The organism is Methylorubrum sp. POS3, from assembly GCF_043352485.1.
Classification (GTDB): domain Bacteria; phylum Pseudomonadota; class Alphaproteobacteria; order Rhizobiales; family Beijerinckiaceae; genus Methylobacterium; species Methylobacterium suomiense.
In genome coordinates this window covers 1-16,149 of record NZ_JAPRBT010000049.1, presented here as the reverse complement: position 1 = coordinate 16,149, position 16,149 = coordinate 1, and the positions used below count along the sequence as shown (strand labels likewise).

The 16,149-nt window shown below is 58.4% G+C and carries 18 protein-coding genes; 4 read left to right on the top strand and 14 right to left on the bottom strand.

What is annotated here, in order from left to right; genetic code table 11:
- The coding region (locus tag OWC43_RS24185; protein ID WP_393958848.1) for a terminase large subunit domain-containing protein at positions 1 to 1,423 on the bottom strand (1,423 nt) is incomplete at its 3' end.
- A gap of 215 nt (positions 1,424 to 1,638) precedes the next feature.
- Here OWC43_RS24185 and OWC43_RS24180 point away from each other — a divergent pair.
- From OWC43_RS24180 to OWC43_RS24170, 3 genes are all read left to right on the top strand, one after another.
- A complete protein-coding gene (locus OWC43_RS24180) occupies positions 1,639 to 2,286 on the top strand; it encodes a ParA family protein (RefSeq protein ID WP_393958847.1) in 648 nt (215 codons plus the stop codon).
- Positions 2,283 to 2,588: a hypothetical protein gene (locus tag OWC43_RS24175; protein WP_393958846.1), complete on the top strand. Its 306-nt coding sequence runs from the start codon at positions 2,283 to 2,285 to the stop codon at positions 2,586 to 2,588. The genes OWC43_RS24180 and OWC43_RS24175 overlap by 4 nt, the downstream gene beginning before the upstream one ends.
- Positions 2,589 to 2,650: 62 nt before the next feature.
- Positions 2,651 to 3,382, top strand: coding sequence for a hypothetical protein (locus OWC43_RS24170; RefSeq protein ID WP_393958845.1), 732 nt, complete (start codon positions 2,651 to 2,653; stop codon positions 3,380 to 3,382).
- Here OWC43_RS24170 and OWC43_RS24165 read toward each other — a convergent pair.
- The 13 genes from OWC43_RS24165 to OWC43_RS24105 all read right to left on the bottom strand — a co-directional run bounded on the left by OWC43_RS24165 (position 3,379) and on the right by OWC43_RS24105 (position 14,812).
- Entirely contained in the window at positions 3,379 to 4,035 is a 657-nt protein-coding gene (locus tag OWC43_RS24165; protein ID WP_393958844.1) for a transcriptional regulator, read from the bottom strand. The genes OWC43_RS24170 and OWC43_RS24165 overlap by 4 nt on opposite strands.
- Positions 4,036 to 4,816: 781 nt before the next feature.
- Positions 4,817 to 5,638 (bottom strand): hypothetical protein, encoded by an 822-nt coding sequence (locus tag OWC43_RS24160; RefSeq protein WP_393958843.1) that lies wholly within the window; start codon positions 5,636 to 5,638, stop codon positions 4,817 to 4,819.
- 292 nt (positions 5,639 to 5,930) lie between these two features.
- Positions 5,931 to 6,407, bottom strand: a complete 477-nt coding sequence (locus OWC43_RS24155) for a hypothetical protein (RefSeq protein ID WP_393958842.1) — start codon at positions 6,405 to 6,407, stop codon at positions 5,931 to 5,933.
- Positions 6,408 to 7,651: 1,244 nt separating this feature from the next.
- Positions 7,652 to 7,966 (bottom strand): hypothetical protein, encoded by a 315-nt coding sequence (locus tag OWC43_RS24150; RefSeq protein WP_393958841.1) that lies wholly within the window; start codon positions 7,964 to 7,966, stop codon positions 7,652 to 7,654.
- On the bottom strand, positions 7,966 to 8,562 hold the full coding sequence (locus OWC43_RS24145) for a hypothetical protein (protein WP_393958840.1): 597 nt from the start codon (positions 8,560 to 8,562) through the stop codon (positions 7,966 to 7,968). Before OWC43_RS24145 ends, OWC43_RS24150 begins: the two co-directional genes overlap by 1 nt.
- 240 nt (positions 8,563 to 8,802) lie before the next feature.
- The gene (locus OWC43_RS24140; RefSeq protein ID WP_393958839.1) at positions 8,803 to 9,468 is read right to left on the bottom strand and encodes a recombinase family protein; all 666 of its coding nucleotides are present in this window, start codon (positions 9,466 to 9,468) and stop codon (positions 8,803 to 8,805) included.
- Between the two features lie 84 nt (positions 9,469 to 9,552).
- The gene (locus OWC43_RS24135; protein WP_393958838.1) at positions 9,553 to 9,810 is read right to left on the bottom strand and encodes a hypothetical protein; all 258 of its coding nucleotides are present in this window, start codon (positions 9,808 to 9,810) and stop codon (positions 9,553 to 9,555) included.
- Between the two features lie 658 nt (positions 9,811 to 10,468).
- Positions 10,469 to 11,461: a hypothetical protein gene (locus OWC43_RS24130; protein ID WP_393958837.1), complete on the bottom strand. Its 993-nt coding sequence runs from the start codon at positions 11,459 to 11,461 to the stop codon at positions 10,469 to 10,471.
- Complete coding sequence (locus tag OWC43_RS24125) at positions 11,458 to 11,922, bottom strand: DnaT-like ssDNA-binding protein (RefSeq protein ID WP_393958836.1); 465 nt, start codon at positions 11,920 to 11,922, stop codon at positions 11,458 to 11,460. Before OWC43_RS24125 ends, OWC43_RS24130 begins: the two co-directional genes overlap by 4 nt.
- A 3-nt stretch (positions 11,923 to 11,925) precedes the next feature.
- Positions 11,926 to 12,240, bottom strand: coding sequence for a hypothetical protein (locus tag OWC43_RS24120; protein ID WP_393958835.1), 315 nt, complete (start codon positions 12,238 to 12,240; stop codon positions 11,926 to 11,928).
- Positions 12,241 to 12,305: 65 nt separating this feature from the next.
- Entirely contained in the window at positions 12,306 to 13,214 is a 909-nt protein-coding gene (locus OWC43_RS24115; RefSeq protein WP_393958834.1) for a major capsid protein, read from the bottom strand.
- Between the two features lie 12 nt (positions 13,215 to 13,226).
- Positions 13,227 to 13,508: a hypothetical protein gene (locus tag OWC43_RS24110; protein ID WP_393958833.1), complete on the bottom strand. Its 282-nt coding sequence runs from the start codon at positions 13,506 to 13,508 to the stop codon at positions 13,227 to 13,229.
- A gap of 8 nt (positions 13,509 to 13,516) precedes the next feature.
- Positions 13,517 to 14,812 carry a hypothetical protein gene (locus tag OWC43_RS24105; RefSeq protein ID WP_393958832.1) on the bottom strand — a complete coding sequence of 432 codons (1,296 nt, stop codon included), beginning with the start codon at positions 14,810 to 14,812 and terminating at the stop codon, positions 13,517 to 13,519.
- A gap of 175 nt (positions 14,813 to 14,987) precedes the next feature.
- Here OWC43_RS24105 and OWC43_RS24100 point away from each other — a divergent pair, with 175 nt between their 5' ends.
- The gene (locus OWC43_RS24100) at positions 14,988 to 15,959 is read left to right on the top strand and encodes a hypothetical protein (RefSeq protein WP_393958831.1); all 972 of its coding nucleotides are present in this window, start codon (positions 14,988 to 14,990) and stop codon (positions 15,957 to 15,959) included.
- Positions 15,960 to 16,149 lie beyond the last annotated feature (190 nt).

Sequence of the window (16,149 nt, the reverse complement as noted above, 5' to 3'; positions counted from 1 at the left end):
GATATTCTCGATAAAGCTCGCGAGCGGCGAGCATGGATCGGCACAGGCTGGCGCAGGGCGGCACCAACTCGCCATCGTTCAGAATGCACAACGGCACGGCCGGAGCCGACCCGTAGCAGTGGACACCGGACAGCTCGTAGGGGTTCAGCTCCACGTCGCGGAGCGCGTAGACCGCCCATGCGAGGCTGTAGACGTGATCGTCATGGTGCTTGCCGGCAGCCTTGAATGTGGGGCGGTTGCCGGTCTCCAGGGCGTACTCCAGCGTCCCCATCTCGGAGAGCAGCGCCGTGAAGCTCTTATGAATGTGGAGCCGCCCTTCGGTAGCGGCGGCATGAAGCGCGGTGAAAGCGTTGCCCTTCCGCTCGGACGTGACCGAGATCAGCTCGTGGTCGAACGCCTGATCCCCGCACCACGCCGCGATGTCCTGCGCGTTGTAGCTCTCGATCGCGGCCCGGCTCATGCCATGGTCGGTGCGGTAGCGCGTCAGCGCCTTGCGGATGCCGGCTGCGGTGCTGAAGGCGATCTTGTCCGAGGCCAGCACGTAGTAGTGGGCGTCCTCGCCGATGAGCATCTTGAGCACGCACGTCGCGACCGTCGCATCGCCATGCACTGACCAGCCATAGGCGCGATCGAGGCCGGCACCGACAACGTGGGCTGCGCCGCCCGTGATCGAGGCCACGTCCAGACGGTAATCGTCCTTGCAGCCCTCGATCATGGCCGGGGTGAAGAGGGTGCTGGTGCCGTCGCCCCAACGGTTGAGGTGCTGCTGCGCGAACTCGCCGGGGAGCATCTGCGCTGCGCGGCTGCGAAGTCCCTTTTCTGAAATCCAGCGCGGGCGGCGAGCGCAGGCGTCCTCTAGGTCCGCGTAGCTGATGTGCGAGTAGAAGAGGCTCGGGTCGGCGCCCTCCTGCGCGAGGCTGTAGAGGCCATATAGCGGCGAGCTGCGCGAGCCCACGGTGCTGTCCACCAACACGAGCCCATCGTCGGTATCGATCGTCGCCGACGCGAGCGCCTGATAGGCGGCATCGGACGTGGCGGCGTGCAGCTCGGACACCTGAGCGATCGAGAGCTTCTTCCCGAACAGGGCGGCCGGATTGGAGGGGAAGCCCTGGATCACGTTCCCAAGGTCGGGGTACTCGATCTTGTCGGCAGCGATCTTGATGGCACCCTGCTTCACGAGGGCCGCGCTGTAGGGTGTGGCCTCCAGGATCGTCTTCAGCAGCTTGAACGCCGTGTCCGTGGTCTGCTTCTCGGAGTTGGCGACCATGGCGACGGTCTGGGTCCGCCGGGACATAAGCCGCCACGCGATGATGAGCGCTGCGCCGATCGTCTTGCCGTGTCGGCGCGGCCAGCACAGGATGATCGTGCGGAAGTCGCCGTCCAGCGCCTTCTCCAACTCGGCCCGCTCCAAGGGGCCGGGCACGTAGGGCTCAAAGCCGCCCCTCGATGACGGTACCTGCGGCTGCACATCCTCCAGCCATGCGAAGAAGCCCCTGGAGTCCTTCAGCTTCCAAGCAGCGATGTTGACAGTTGGGGCAGAGCGAGGCGGCATATTCGTCTGAATGTTTTCTAGCTGTTAGCATTCTAGCATATATGAGGTCGCTTGAAAGATTGCATCTTGGCCGTATGATCCGCCTCATGAAGATTATTGCGCTCGCATCCACGAAGGGCGGCGTCGGCAAGACGACGATCGCGCTCAATCTTGCGGCCGAACTGGTGCGGCGCGGGTCCAAGGTTGTGGTGATCGACGCGGACCCGGCCGGGCACGCAGCGGCCATCGCCGGCCCCGGCGGCTTCGGGTTCGAGGCTCAGGTTCACGCCCTAGAAAGCGACGACCCTACGGCAGCGCGAGCTTGGGGCAACGCGATGCGCTCGATCCAGGCCGATTTCGTGGTGATCGACGCGGAAGGGAAGCGCGGCGCCTCGTTCGCCGCGTCGGTAGCAGTGGCCGATATCGCGTTGGTGCCAGTCGGCGCTTCGATCCTCGACATGCGGGGAGCGGCCGAGACGGTCGGCATCATCCGCAAGCACCGCATGGGTGCCGGCAAGGGACGGCCTGAAATCCTGATTGTGCCGTCGCGCGTGGATCGGCGGACGGGCGCGGGCCGTGAAGTAGCGGGCGCCCTCACGCGACTTACAGAGCCAGTCTCGGCTCCGATCTCGTCACGTTCCGTGGTCGTGGACAGCCTGTCGTCCGGCGAGCCGGTTCCCGCCGGCAGCCCGTCAGGCGAGGAATTTGCCGCGTTGGCTGATGCGGTTCTTGTTCGGTTGGGAGTGAAGGAATGAGCAAGGCGCCGCGCAAGACGTTGGGTGACACGATGGAGAACGTGCTGGCCGGCTTTGGTGGACCCGACCCAGAACCCGCAGAGCAGGATGCGCCTGCGTCGGCTCCTATGCCTGAGCGAACTTCCCCGATGCCGGACGGGCGCTCACTCCGCGCTACGGGACGGACGCATCAGTTCTCCACACGGATCAAGCTGGAGACGCACGACAAAATGAAGTGGCTCGCACTCCACGAGCGCATCACGCTCGGGGAGCTGCTGGAGCGGATGACGGACTTGTATGAGCAGCAGCGCATCCAGAAGTAACTTGCATCGTCTTATAGCAAATCGAAAGCAACGCACAATCACATACTGTAAAAGAGACTCGCATGTCAAGCTCAATATATGACGATCTTCCTGAAGAACCAGAGCTCGCGTTTGTAAAAGTCGAGGACTATTTTAGAGCTGAGCTAAATAGCGAACTGAGAGAGCTTCCTGATGACAGCAGATATTACACAGAAGCATATATCTCATATATGAATAAAGCTGCTGCGGCAGCTAGAGAATTAGATCTTAATATATTACGCGATTATGATGGGAACTACCTCGATAGAGATGTTTATGATAAATACAAGGCATTTCTTTATGAAATTGATGCATTCAAAGTGCGTGTAAGTATACTCCATGGAAGGCGAACAAAGAAATATTCTATTCGTATTGCACCTTCGATTAAAGAATCAATTAGAGAATACATATCAAAGATAAAGACCATTATAGATGGAATTGACATTCCAGGCGTAAAAAGGGAGGCGCTCCATGAACGTATAAACGCATTTGAAATAGAATTAGAGAGAGATCGCACTCGATTCGAAATTGCGATGGATCTCATAATTGAAGCATCAGACTCTATGGAGGAAGCCTCAGAAAAGTTAAATCCGCTCCGTAAATTTATCGACTCTATTACGAAACTCCTTAAGCAAGCCCGTACTGTTGAGAAGGAACAGCAAAAATTGCCAAGTCCTTCAGAGCAAAAACGCTTAGATCCACCATCTAAATCCTCCCAGAAACAATCCGATTCTGGACAGCCTAATTATGATCTCGATGACGATATACCATTTTAATTAAACCTGTGGTTGATTTTGCGGTGTATGGCGAAAGTCGCCTTGGAGCCAGCCTTAGGAACATCAGGGTGATGGGTGACGGAAGCCACCTGCCTCCCCCGCCGTAAACCCCTTGTATCCGTGGTGGCTGAGGATTTGACCCCACCCCCTCCAGTAGGCTCGCGGCGCACGAGGCGCATCCACGCCTGCCACTCGCGGGAGACGACCCGCGCGATGTTCGGGAGGTTCCTCCAGGCCGTCGAGCGACGTTCCTCGATCGTCACCAGCCCGAGATCGCGAGCTCGGCGCAGGGTTGCCTTGACCGTCGAGCGGCTGACGCCGGCTAGCGCTGCGATGTGATCGTGCGTCAGCCGGCAGTCGCCGCGTTTCACGGTCTCGACGGTGACGACGGAGAGTACCGCCTGCTCTGCTAGGGTGAACTGCGCTGCGATAGCCGGAGGAAGCCGCCCTGAGGCCGCCCAGCGGCGTCGGCGCTCCATAGAGGCATCTGAGCGCGGCCGGGAGCCCACAGGCCTCCTAGGGGCTGCTACAGGCTTCTCAGGCGGGATGCGCTTCAGCTCGATCAGCGCCGATAGGCTCTCAGCCTCCGCCTCTGTCACCTGTCCTTCACCGTAGGCGCGCCAGAGCACCGCCGCCAGCTCGGGCAGCTTCACGCGCGGCGACGCCTCGACGGCACTCCGCAATTGGTCAGCGAACATGGTCCCGGCCCTTGATGGGCCACGGCAGAGCGAGGGCAGCGCATTGGCTTGCGCACCCTCTTCAGACAAAGCAGGACCGTTGCAGGAATTGGCGTTCCCGCTTGACGCCCTGGGGCGCTCGTGAGACTGTCGGGAGGTGAATTGACCCCGCTGGTCTCTATGAGATCGGTCCACGGCCTCGAAGGTTGGCGCCTTCGGGGCCGTTGCTTTTTCTAGGTCACTGTCGCGGCGGTGATCCTCGAACGACTCGGGGGTTGTCCCCGAAGTTAGCCACGTTGCCCCGTAGCTGGGTATCGGGTCAATGCACGCCCGGCAGCATCAGCGCGTACCAACGATCGCGCACAGCAGCGCTTCAAGGCCAGTAGCGCGGTCGGCCACCCTGTAGCCCTCTGTGTCGCTGCTCGGGCAATCGACCAGCTCGTCCGGGATCGGGTCGTGCGTCATCCACGAGAAAAGGGGCTCAAGCCCCCGGTGGCTGACGACACACACACACCGAGCACCGGGTGTCGACCGATCGTGATGTCCTCCATGCCGTCCACCACACGCGCCAGCAGGGCCAGGTCCGGCCATAGCTCGGCGTGTTCATGCGAACCAAGAAAATGGGCATACATCCTCTAGCATCATTCTAGCTGCTAGCTATCCGCTTTCACAGCTTCTCGGGAACGACAAGGGTTAAAGAGACACATCTTGCGGGAAAGTGCGATCGAGTCAGGGCTTTAGTAAGTAAGCACTGACTTCATCGGCCGGCGATCTCGGCAGCCCTAAGTCGCTCGTGAAGCTCACGCCCTTCGCGTCGGAGTGCTCCAGTGCCGGCGACCACGCCCGACCCAACCACCTTCCGCGCCGCAGCGAGGTTCCGGGAGCTGTAGGCGGTCCACCCATCGGTGTTCCAGACGATCCCGGTATGAACCTGCTTCTCGTCATGCGCGGCCGTCCAGAGGCCTCCTGCGCGCTTTAGGGCACGTTCCGCAGCCGGAAGCTGGTCATCGTTGGCCACGATCAGCCCGTGGAGGTGCGGGCGCCGGGTGCGGGTCACGTCCACAGCGAAGGTGAAGGGAAGATCGAGCCCTACGGCGCGCAGCTCGCGGCCAATGCGCTTCTGGAACCAGGAGGCGAAGCCGTTGTGGTTCGAGGCCAGGGCGCGGGCTAGGGTGTCCGGCGCGGGGTTCAGGGTGAAGGTACGGGTTGAAGCGCCCCCGTCGAGAACGACCGCGCGCCCCATGCCGGTCAGCTTCCCCGCGTCCCGCGTCCTCTTCCAGTCCGGCCCCTGCCGCGTGTCGCGGGCATCCTGGGCTGCGCGCCGAGCCTGTGCTTTCGTCAGCGCCGGCCGGTCGTTATCGTTCTCGGGCTGAGGGTGATCGTCGTTGGCGTGCGAGGGCGTCAGCGGGGAAGGTGGTACATGGGCAAGAGGATCAAGAAGGTCGTCGGTGAGTAGGAGGGGGTTCTTACTAAAAGAAGCCGGCGCCTCAGCAACGACAAGCTGCTTGAAGTAAGGCCCTGTGCGATCACGGTTTCTCCGGTCGCGTGCATCGGAGCTGCGAAGACGCAGATTTTCCAAATGGCCCACTCGGGACGGGGCGGTGACGGCGCCGTGAGTAGGCTCAACATCGTCGTTCGCGAGAGACAGGGCCTGCCGTGACGCAAGCTCAAACCGCGCCGCCGCTGCTGCGCGCATGTAGTCGCGGAGCGTCCAACACCCGCTAATGCCAACGCTTTCTTCAAGCTTATTCCAAATATTATCTTGTAATAGAGGACGCATAGCGCTAAATAACTTTCAGTCTTGCTCCAGCAGGGGCGAGAGTTTCGAAGGCCGTCCGTAGTGCCATACGGGCGACCTCACTGTTTATCGACTATGCTGCGTTGGCAGCCCTGCGGATGAGCCGGGCAAAATCGCGAGCCATGCCACGCGTCATCGAAAACTTCTGCTCGATCTCCATCTCGTCGCAGAAGACGCGGCCAGCGATACCAGCACCCCTCCGCGTGAGACTGAGCGTGTGCATGTCGCCAGAGTTCAGCTCGACCTTCTTCCGCCAAGGCTCTCCAGCATCGGTATCCGCAGTCGCCTCGAAGAAATCGGCTACAACGCGGGCATTAGCCGGCGACAGAGGCGGCAGGCCGATCCGACCGATCTCGAGACAAACGTTGCCGTGTCCAGTGTGAGCGGCGAAACCCGGCAGCTCATCGTTCAGGCGACCAGCCTTGATCTCGCGGCGGATCAGCAGCTCAATCGCGTCCGTGATACTGCAATCGTGCGCGTGGGCAATAGAACGCAACTGACTGGCACGCGAAGGCGGAAGACTGATAGTGGTGTGGGTAACTCGAGACATGATCGTTCCTTTCTAAAAGCAATTGCCATTGTACCACGACAACAACAGGACATTAACAATTATTTTTTTGGAAAAAGAGGCGTTGTTGAAGCTCAAACACCAACGGGTCACTTGCTAAAAGGGCAAGCAACCGGGGATGCCTCAATTCGATGATATGGAAGGGCGCTAGGACCGCTCAGACGGCGGCGTCCACCTTCTGCACGTCGCAGAGGGCCAGCTTGACCTTGGTCCTCCGCTTATCGCTCGGGTAGCAGCAGACGGGGCTAGAGTGAGACAAGCTTCCCTGATCTTCTCCTCGGAACCATCTTGCCATGGCTCTGAGGCGAACGGGTGTTTGCGCACCCGATCACGGGTGGATCACCGCGCGCTGCGCCTGAAGATCAAGGCCACCTATGCAGCGAGGCCGTCGAGGCAGTCGAGCATTTTTTCAAGCACGTCGTCATCGACGGCCGGCGTATTGGAGGCGGAAGCGGTCTAAAAGATAGTCGCGAGACTGGGCTGCGGCTCGGCCCGAGCGACTTCCTGCACAGGCTTTTTGGCTTCTGCATCTGCCTATAAGCGCTTCTCAGCGAACAGCTTTTTCCATTCGGCTTCCCACCCGGCGATCCGCTTCTCCTGCTTCTCCTACTGGGCTTCCCACGCATAGAACTGGTCCAAGCTGATGGCCTTGCCCTCCGAGAGGCCACTCGGGACAGTATTTCGCTTGTGGAGCTGTGGTGACGTAGAAATCAGACGGGATACACTGAACACAGCAAGTACGCTGCATACAGAACGCAACATGTAATAGCGGCGCCAACCGCAACAGCCCGCACCGTACATGTGCGGTTCGAGCAAGAACAAATGTTGGCTCTTATCCAGATCTGGGAATTTATTTGCATTATCGTTGGCTCGAAGCCAATACAACAAAGCTTTATTTTCAATTTCACGGTTCGTGTATTCGCGCTGTACGTCCAACCGGCTCTGCATGTTCGCTCCTGACTATGGTGCGCCAGAACGCGAAGCCGCCCTAGCTCCAAGGCTATAGCGAAAACTCGTTGGTATGCAGCGGATTTTTTTGCCCAAAATACGTCCCTGGGGACAAGACTGCGGCGCAATCAAATTGGACGCTAGAAACAGTTCCCAAATCCCCGCTCTTAATTATTACGGCGCGCATAATTGTAATCATTTATGCAAAAAACATCAACACAGTTCATTCAACATCGTTTTAATGCGATGAATATATGTAAAAATAGCTTAGCAGAGAGCTAACTTGCAGCTCCCATACGGGCTTCCAAGGACGCGGCATGGCTCGCATCAATGACGCGTTTAACTCCATCTTCGTCACCGGATTGAGCAGACCGAACCGCAGCGGAAATCAGTTCGCTTACCTTCTCCTGAGACAAACGATCATCAATTTCGAGTACGATCTCTTTCCCCGATGGGAGCTTGACCGCGACTGAATGCTGCTTCTGACTAATTAATGTTTTTATGGCTGAAGCCAAGGAAGCTCCTATACCAGATCCTAGTACAGCTACAGCTATTTTAGCTGCCGCCTCAATTATAACGAAACTAGGAACCATCACACAACCTCCTTTATTTCCGTCAGTATCATGCCAAACATGTATATTACTACAGCTACAAGGAAGGGCCCGGGAAGGCTAACGCCGCTAATTGTTAGATCATAATCCGTGGTATCTTTGTGCACCATCCAGAGGGCCCAACCCCAAACGAACGGCAAAAAAAGCAGCGCCAGATAAGCTAGAGCGATAAGTTTTTGGTCACCGACTCGAACAACGGCGACATTGTTTTGATTAACGATCTTTAAAGCATTTTGGTTCAGTGCCACTGGTTTTGGAATCAAAATAGGAGCAATCAAGGATAGGCCGGCCGCAGTAACAGTGCTAGTCGATCCGATTAGCGCAAGATCTTCAGTTTTTCCGGGCGCGTAACTCAGAAGAAATCTGATCGCATATTCGGCAAAGACGAGATATATTGGAAATCCGTAATATATGAATCTTTTAAATGTAAATATTTTAAAAAACATTTCGTAGCCCCCTCGGGCACCGTTGAGACACAGCAAATCATCTATAAGATGTGACGTAAAATTTGCAGCTTGTGGTCCATATAAACCATGAAGAAATTGCCTCTGTGTGCTTTTTGTAACAGCAATACTCATGGAAATTCTCTCGTAAATATAGATCCGTATTTGTGGCCGCTCCAGTTCCAAATCCTTGCATAACAGGGCGGGGTTTCACGATAGGCGTGTTCCACTTGTCAGATAGGCATACTCAATCAGATTTGTAGCATTAAGAGGAGCGGTAGCAAATTCTCTGTGACGCCCCTCGGCTATTGCCTTTGGATCCTCACGAGGGGGTGGGGTGCTGCGTATCGTCTACAGCGACAAATTTCCGCGCTGTCAGCCCGTGTTCGGTAGGCTACTTTCCTTGCATCGCGCCCCGACCACACGCGAAACTTGCGTCGCGGACCATTCGCCTCCCCTTGGTGTCTTGATCCCGCGAGCGTTAAGCGCACCCGCAATCCCGTTCAACGTCGTCACCCCTGCCCCGCGTATCTGCTCTACGATCGGCAGCACGTTGGCACGACGCATCTGCGCCTGCTCTGTCTGGACGCTGCGTGCGTTGGCGAGATCGTGTCTCACACCGCCGAGCTTGGTGCCACGTGTCTTGGCTGCCGCGAGCGCCTTCTTCGTGCGCTCTGAGATCATCTCAGCCTCATGCTCTGCCATCGCCGCCATGATGTGGATGGTGAGCTTGTTCGCCATGGGGAGATCGGTTGCCACGAACTCCACGCCGCTCTTCATCAGGCCAGAGATGACATGCACGTCGCGGGCGAGGCGATCGAGCTTCGCGATGACCAAGATGGCCTTGTGCTTCTTGGCGTACGCAATAGCAGCGGCGAGCTGAGGGCGATCAGCGCGCTTGCCGGACTCCACCTCAGTGAACTCGGCAACAATCTCGGAGCCGTGCGTGTACGCTATGACGGCGGCGCGCTGCGCGTCGAGGCCAAGACCTGAAGCACCCTGCCGAGCAGTGGAGACGCGGTAATAGGAAACGAAACTCATCGCCGAACGCCTCGGTGGGTGACAGTGAAAACCTACTACGTCCGTTGTAGAATGTAAACTAACAGCTAGAATGAAAGACAGTGGCTAGGCGTCTGCCAGAATGGCGGCGGCGTGGGCGTCATAGAGCTTGCTCTGCGCCTTGGTCACGTCCCGGCTCTTGGCCGCGAGCCCAAGCTTCACCAGGGCGGCGCCGAGCGCCGTCGCGTTCCTTCGGTAGCCCTCTTCATCGACGGCATCCCCGCGTACCAGAGCGGCTTCGTCCCGCTCGCACAGGGCGGCAAAGGTCGCAGCGCGCCGGAGCAGCATGCCCTCAGCCGGAGTGACCGTATCCCCAAGCTGCATGGCAAGATCGGCAATGTTCTGTCGCCAGCGGCGCCCGACTACGCTACGCTGATCTACGCGCTGACCATCAATTATGAGATCAGATGCGCCAACGATTCCTACAATTTCCTGTCTTGTGTGCCTGCTTGTAGTTACCATAACTCCACCATACGATTTTTAACGCACTGTTTTCTAATGGTTATTCGCAACCTAATTAATTTTTAGGAGGGAGCGGGGAGAGCGGCAGCGCCTAGTCCCTTCCCGCTAGTTGAAATGTCAATCAGGTCCAATGTACCTAACGTCATCCACATCAACGTACACATGCCTACCAGCACTGTCGGTTATTTTTATGTAATGCAGGTTGCTATTGTGCGTAATTGCTCCTTTCAATATCATTCCGTCTACTCTGACGAAAAAAACCAGGTCTTCTCGCGGGTCAGCATTTCGGATCTCTTGAATACATGCATTGAAGACAGCAGCCCTCATGAACAGAACCTCATGTTTGCATGGAATTGCTACGGACTGAACGGCAGCTACAGAGAGATAGTAACTAGGCGCCGTAATTACGAGATAGCATGCTATGTTTATGATTTAACAAGGTATTTTGGCGAACATACATTAGCTTCGCCAACCGAGCTTCTCAGAGAGGCGTAGGCGAAACGTCCATCAGATGCTATGTTCATGCTGCCCTCCGCAACTCTACGCGACAACGGCAGCCGGCTTCCAAGGGTGGGGTGTAACAGGGGCCGAGAGCCGTCGCGAAGGGCTGGTCGATCTCGACGCCGTTCGGATTTTGTTGGTTCACCTGCCCGTGGATGTGGCGCACGCGTTCATCGCCCCGGTCGCGCCAGTAGCGGCGCCACTCGGGTCCGAGATCGCGGCGGCTCACTGCCTGCTGCCAGCTCGCAGACTCGCCGGCATTCGTGATGGTGACGGCGCCAGCCGTGCCGATCGCGCCAGCGCGTACCTTCAGGAGGATGCGGCGCTGCTGAGCAACTAGGTCTTCAGCCTGCTCCCGATTGAGCTGGAGACGGGTCGCCTTCTCGATCACCGAACGCTGTGGCGCGCTTAGATGGCGCAGGACATGCGCCGGCAGTTCGGGGAGGATCGCCATCTCATGGGTGAAGGCAGGGCGGCGCTCGGCCTGTGACTGCTGCGCAACAGCACGCTCCAGAGCAGCCCGGAAGACGGCGAGGGAGGCGCCCTGCGCCGGAGAAAGTCCGATGGTCTCTCGAACCAAGATCGCCTTCTCGGCGCCTTGAGCGGGGACAGCAGCGGCCAGGACACTTCCAACAACGGCCGCTGGCAGAAAGGTGGAACGGAATGCGGCCTGGAGCATCGCCTTGGCCGTGTCGGTGATGATCGAGCGCATGATGCTGCTCACGGCAGACACGCGGGCAGCCGAAGCAACCTGCTCAGCCGAGTCGAAGGCGAGCCCAAGCCGACCGGCCGCGATCGTGCCTGCGCTGGCAAAGGCAGCCGTCAGCAACACGCGGAACGGCTCCAGCCGGTCAGCCACGTAGGCGGCTAAAACGTCTTCGTCGCCACGCTTGGCGGCCTCGATCAGCGAGGGCACGTCCACGTGCTCGGCGATGGCCTCGATCGCGTCGAGAAACGCCGCTTCAAGCTCGGCTTCAAGTTCATTGGAGAGCTGCTGCACGGGATCGCTCACGGCACCAGCTCCACGGAATGAGGGCTCCCGGCGAGGAAGGGGCTCAAGAGCTGCCGGACGATCGGCGGGACCGGATCGGGCACGGTGGCGCGGTACTGGAGTTCCAGGTCTCCGACGCGCTTGCGCGAGATAGTCGGCGAGGGCTTCGGCTCGGGCGCAGTCAGCAGATGCAGCGCCAGCTCACACGTCGCATCACGTACGGTCTGCGGGACAATGTTCGACGGGATCGAGCGGCCCTCACGGTCGCGCATGCGCAGGCGCGGCCATCCGAGGGGCTGATCGTAACGGGCGATGGAGCCAGAGAAGCCGAGCCGATCGAGAGCAGCCGTCGCCTCGATCAAGGCGCGCTCACGGTCTTGCTCGCTGGCAGCCTTCCATCCGTTAGAATGCAGCTTGAAAGAAAGATAAGCATCAGCGTCAGAAGCGCTGATGTAGGCGTTGGCGCCAATCGTAAGGGGCATGGGTCAGCCGAAGAAGACGTGGACGTGAGACGGGCCGGCTTCGTCCATCAGTAGCTCGACGGTGAGGATAGGCGGGTTGCTGCCGTCCGGCAGCGTCAGAGCATCGTCCAGGCCGACCGAGGGCGTGCCTGCAATCCATGCTTCGCCGCGTGCCACGACACTATTGCCTCGCGCATCACGCACCAGCCGCGCCCGGTAAAGTACGCGGGCCCGATAGGGCTTGGGCGTGCCGTAGGTGGCGCTCCCCTGCCGGGTGTAGCCGACAGCGGCGGCGTGCTGCACGGTGGAGCTGAATAGATCCTGGAGATCAGAGAGCATCGCGGAATGTCGCTTGAGGCAGCTGGCGCGGGCATGAGCCCGCGCCAAGGTGATGTCAGAGAGGATCAGGCGGCCTTGACACCCTTCAGACGGGCGACGGCGCGCGGGTGCTTGATGCAGATACCCGAGTACCATTCGATGCGAGTGCGATAGGCCGGCTTGGCCTCGATCTCACCCAAGTCGCGCACATCCACCGGGGCGGTCTGGATGCCGGAGAGCATGTCGGGGCCGAACTTGACCGCATAGATGCTGGTGGTGTCGTTCGCGGTGCCCTGAACCTCGTTGGCTGCCAGGATTTCGCTGCCGATCGAGTCTTCCTCGATCGGCAAAAGCGGAATGCCGTTATGCGTGACGGCCGGCTGCCCAAAATTTGGGATCATGATGCTCTCGGGCGTGGTGCCGCCCGAGGTGCGCAGGAGCGCGCGGTATGCGCGGATCAGGCTCTTGCGCATGAACAACGCGGACGGGCCGCCGCTGACGGCATCGCACAGCTCGTCTAGCATAGCGAAGTTAAAAGGGGCGCCGTTGGCGCCAGCGATGAGAACCTGATCGCCCGTGATGCGAACCTTCAACCCGTCGAACGCCTTGGCGTTGTCGTTGGTGCTGCCGTCGAAGAAGGTGCGAAGCCACTCGCGGGTCAGGGCCTTGGCCTTCATGGCATCATGGACGGCGCGGGTGTCGTTAGTGCCGACGCCCATCTTGATCTGCGCCACGTCGTAATCGGAGTCACCGCCGATGATCGTTAGCTTCTCGGTGTGCGGGTTCACGACACCCGTACTCTCAGCGTAGCCTTCGTTGAAGTCGCGGAAGGCGATGCCCGGCAGCGCTTCCTCACGGTTGTAGCGGTAGGAATTGCCCGCCACGTTGGCGAACGGCATCAGGGCCAAGACGGGGTTGTTCTCGGCGAAAATCTGCACGACGCCCGACGCCAGCGGCGTCGGGTTGAGCTTCGTCCATTCAGTGATCGTGAGCACGGTAGAATTTCCTTATCGGCGGTAGCCGGCCGCCATGCGGGCGAGCGGCGGAAGGGTGGACAGGTCGGGAGTGATGGGGGTGATCGTCGGCTTGCTCTGGTCCGTGGTCGGGACAGGCGCAGGCGTCGGGGCGGGGGCAGCCTTCAGCGCGGCCAGCTCGGCGCGCAGAGCGGACATGCCGGCAATCAGCTCGCCGAGCTGATCGGGAGCGGCCGAAGGCGTGGCAGGAGCCGGGGAGGGCTCGGGCGTAGCGGCAGGCGTCGGCACGGTCGCCTGATCGGTGGGCGTCGTCATAATGGGTCTCACAGTGGATGCAGGAGGGCGGCGGACTCGTCCTTCCGCCGAAGAAGCTCAGCCATCGCGGCCTCTCGCGTGGCGAAGCCGTCAGGGTTCTCGGAGCGAAGGAGATCAACGGCCGACCACGCACCCAACTCGATCCGGGTGCGGGCGTTGGTCAGCCGTTCCGTCTCGGAGACGTTTTCCTGAAGCTCGGCGAAGTCGCACGACATGCGCGCATCGGCCGGAATGGTGCCGGGCGCGTGGGTGTTCACCACGACCTTCAGCAGCTCCCACAGCCGGGCCTCGTAGGTCCGCCAGAGGGCAATGTCGTCCAGCCGCGCTTCCTTGAGGTCGATCTGCTCAACGTGCTTCGCGGCGCCACTCTCCGATGAGCGGTCTAGGTCGAACACATCGGCCGTTAGGTCGTTGGAGGCTGCCGTCTGCCGCATCAGAAACTCGATCGCGGACAGGATGTCCTCGATCGGCGCGTTAGGGGCAGCAAAGCCGAAGGTGCCGCCTTCGGGCAGCGTGATCGTGCGCTCGGGTCCAACGCGGATCGCATCGGCTGAGCTGATGCCAGTGGCCCACGGCTGCCCGTGCGCCTGCATCTCGACGGCACGCCAGAGGTTGGACAGGGCAACGTTGACCGCCTCCTGTGCCTCGATCAGGTCGTCACCACCGGGAAGCCAGAACGCATCATCCGGGTAGCGGTCGAACAGAGGCACGAAGGGTACGACCCCGTAGGGGTTCACGCTGCCGGAGTTGCCTTCCACTGGCATCGGCACACCGCGATAGTCGCGCTTGAAGAAGCTGCGCGCGGTCCAGTCCGAATAGGTCGTATCTGCGTCGCGAGCGGCGCGGTGAGTGACGACGACACGCTCGGGGTTCTCGGGATCGGAGGCGATCACGTCCAGGATCGAGGGTGTCAGGATCGAGAGCGCCGCGCGGCTGCCGTTCCAGCCGACCTGAAGCATACAGGTCTTCATAAGCTTGGTGAGACGCGAGGCGCGCTTCAGGATCACGTCCGCGTTGATGGTGCGGTAGAGGGCGTCTCCCGCCTCTTGATCGAAGCCGTCGAAGGTTCGACGGGGCTGGAGCCGGTAGAGGTTCGCCCGCTTGTTTACGACCTTTTTGACGATGTTGACCTGAAAGACGCGGAATGTCTCGGGGCGTGACCACTTTTGACCGATAAGAACCAGGGTCTCATCGGACTGCTGATCGGAATAGAACTTGAGCCACTTGTCGGCACGCAGCTTACGCGGCGTGCTGGCGTGGATTAGGTTCATCACCGGGTCGTTGATGGCAAACCGCCCGAACACACTTCGTACTTTCTATCTGCTATCTTTCTATATTCTAGCATAAATTGATGCGGTGCAAAGCTGCGATCTCGGTAAGAACGTCTGACAGCGCTCGACGCGGTGCGTCGGCCGAGCGACAAGGAGCGTTGGCTGAAGGTGTTCCAATCGCTCGCAATTTGAAAATGCTCTGAGAGGAATGATGCCGTCGATATTTGAGAACGCAATCGCTTCAATGCGCATGGGGGTCGAGGATTTCAAGCAACAGGATCAAGATCGCGATATCTCTGCTGTTAGAAATTTTTATGCAGGAATTCTGCTTCTAGCAAAAGAGGCTCTTATACGAGCAACCCCCAATGGTGATCCGGAAATTGTGATTGCTGCGAAGATAAAACCTGTTCCAGATGGTCAGGGCGGCGTGGCACATGAAAAAGTAGGCCATGGAACAGTAGACTTTGTTCAAATATGTGATCGGGCTAAGGATTTCGGTATAAATATTGATAAAAAATCACTTCAGGATTTGAATAACATTAGAAACGATATGGAACATTACTATACAAAGGAGTCTTCGGCGTCTATACGTGCCGCAATAAGCAAGTGCTTTACAGTTGCCGCCTCCCTATTTCACCAACTCGGCGAGAATCCTATTGCTCATCTGGAAGGTGCTTGGACCACGATGCTTGAAACCAAAGATCTGTATGAACATCAATTAAAAGAAGCTAAACAAACATTTTCTGAAATTAAATGGTACTCACCAAAACTTCAAGACCTTCCATTTAAATGTAAGAGCTGCAAATCCGAAATTATTGAGCAGTTAGACCCAGAAAATAACATTCAGGAATACATAGAGTTTCATTGCAGGACCTGCGGTGAAAAAATAGAAAACTCTGATATGATTGAATTCACTTTGGACGAATTATTTGGGGGTGACGCTTACACCAGGGCCAAAGAAGGAATGGATAGCGGACCAATATTTGAGTGCCCAGTATGCAATAAGAATACATTGATAGAAGAAGAATTGTCTTGCGCAAATTGTGGCGAAGAAATTGATTACACCTCGGAATGTATTAGATGTACTGGGGGAATTTCTCTTGAAGATTATCTTGGAGGACTTGATGAAGGTCTTTGTTCTTGGTGCGCACATATGTCCCAAAAGATAAGGGATGAATAACCAAGCAATATTGCATAAATCACTAGCGGGGCATCGTATGAGCGCCGACGTTCACAACCTTGCCAGACACAAATTCCTCGAATGAGTTAGGCGCGATCGGACGGCGGCCGAGATATTCTCGATAAAGCTCGCGAGCGGCGAGCATGGATCGGCACAGGCTGGCGCAGGGCGGCACCAACTCGCCATCGTT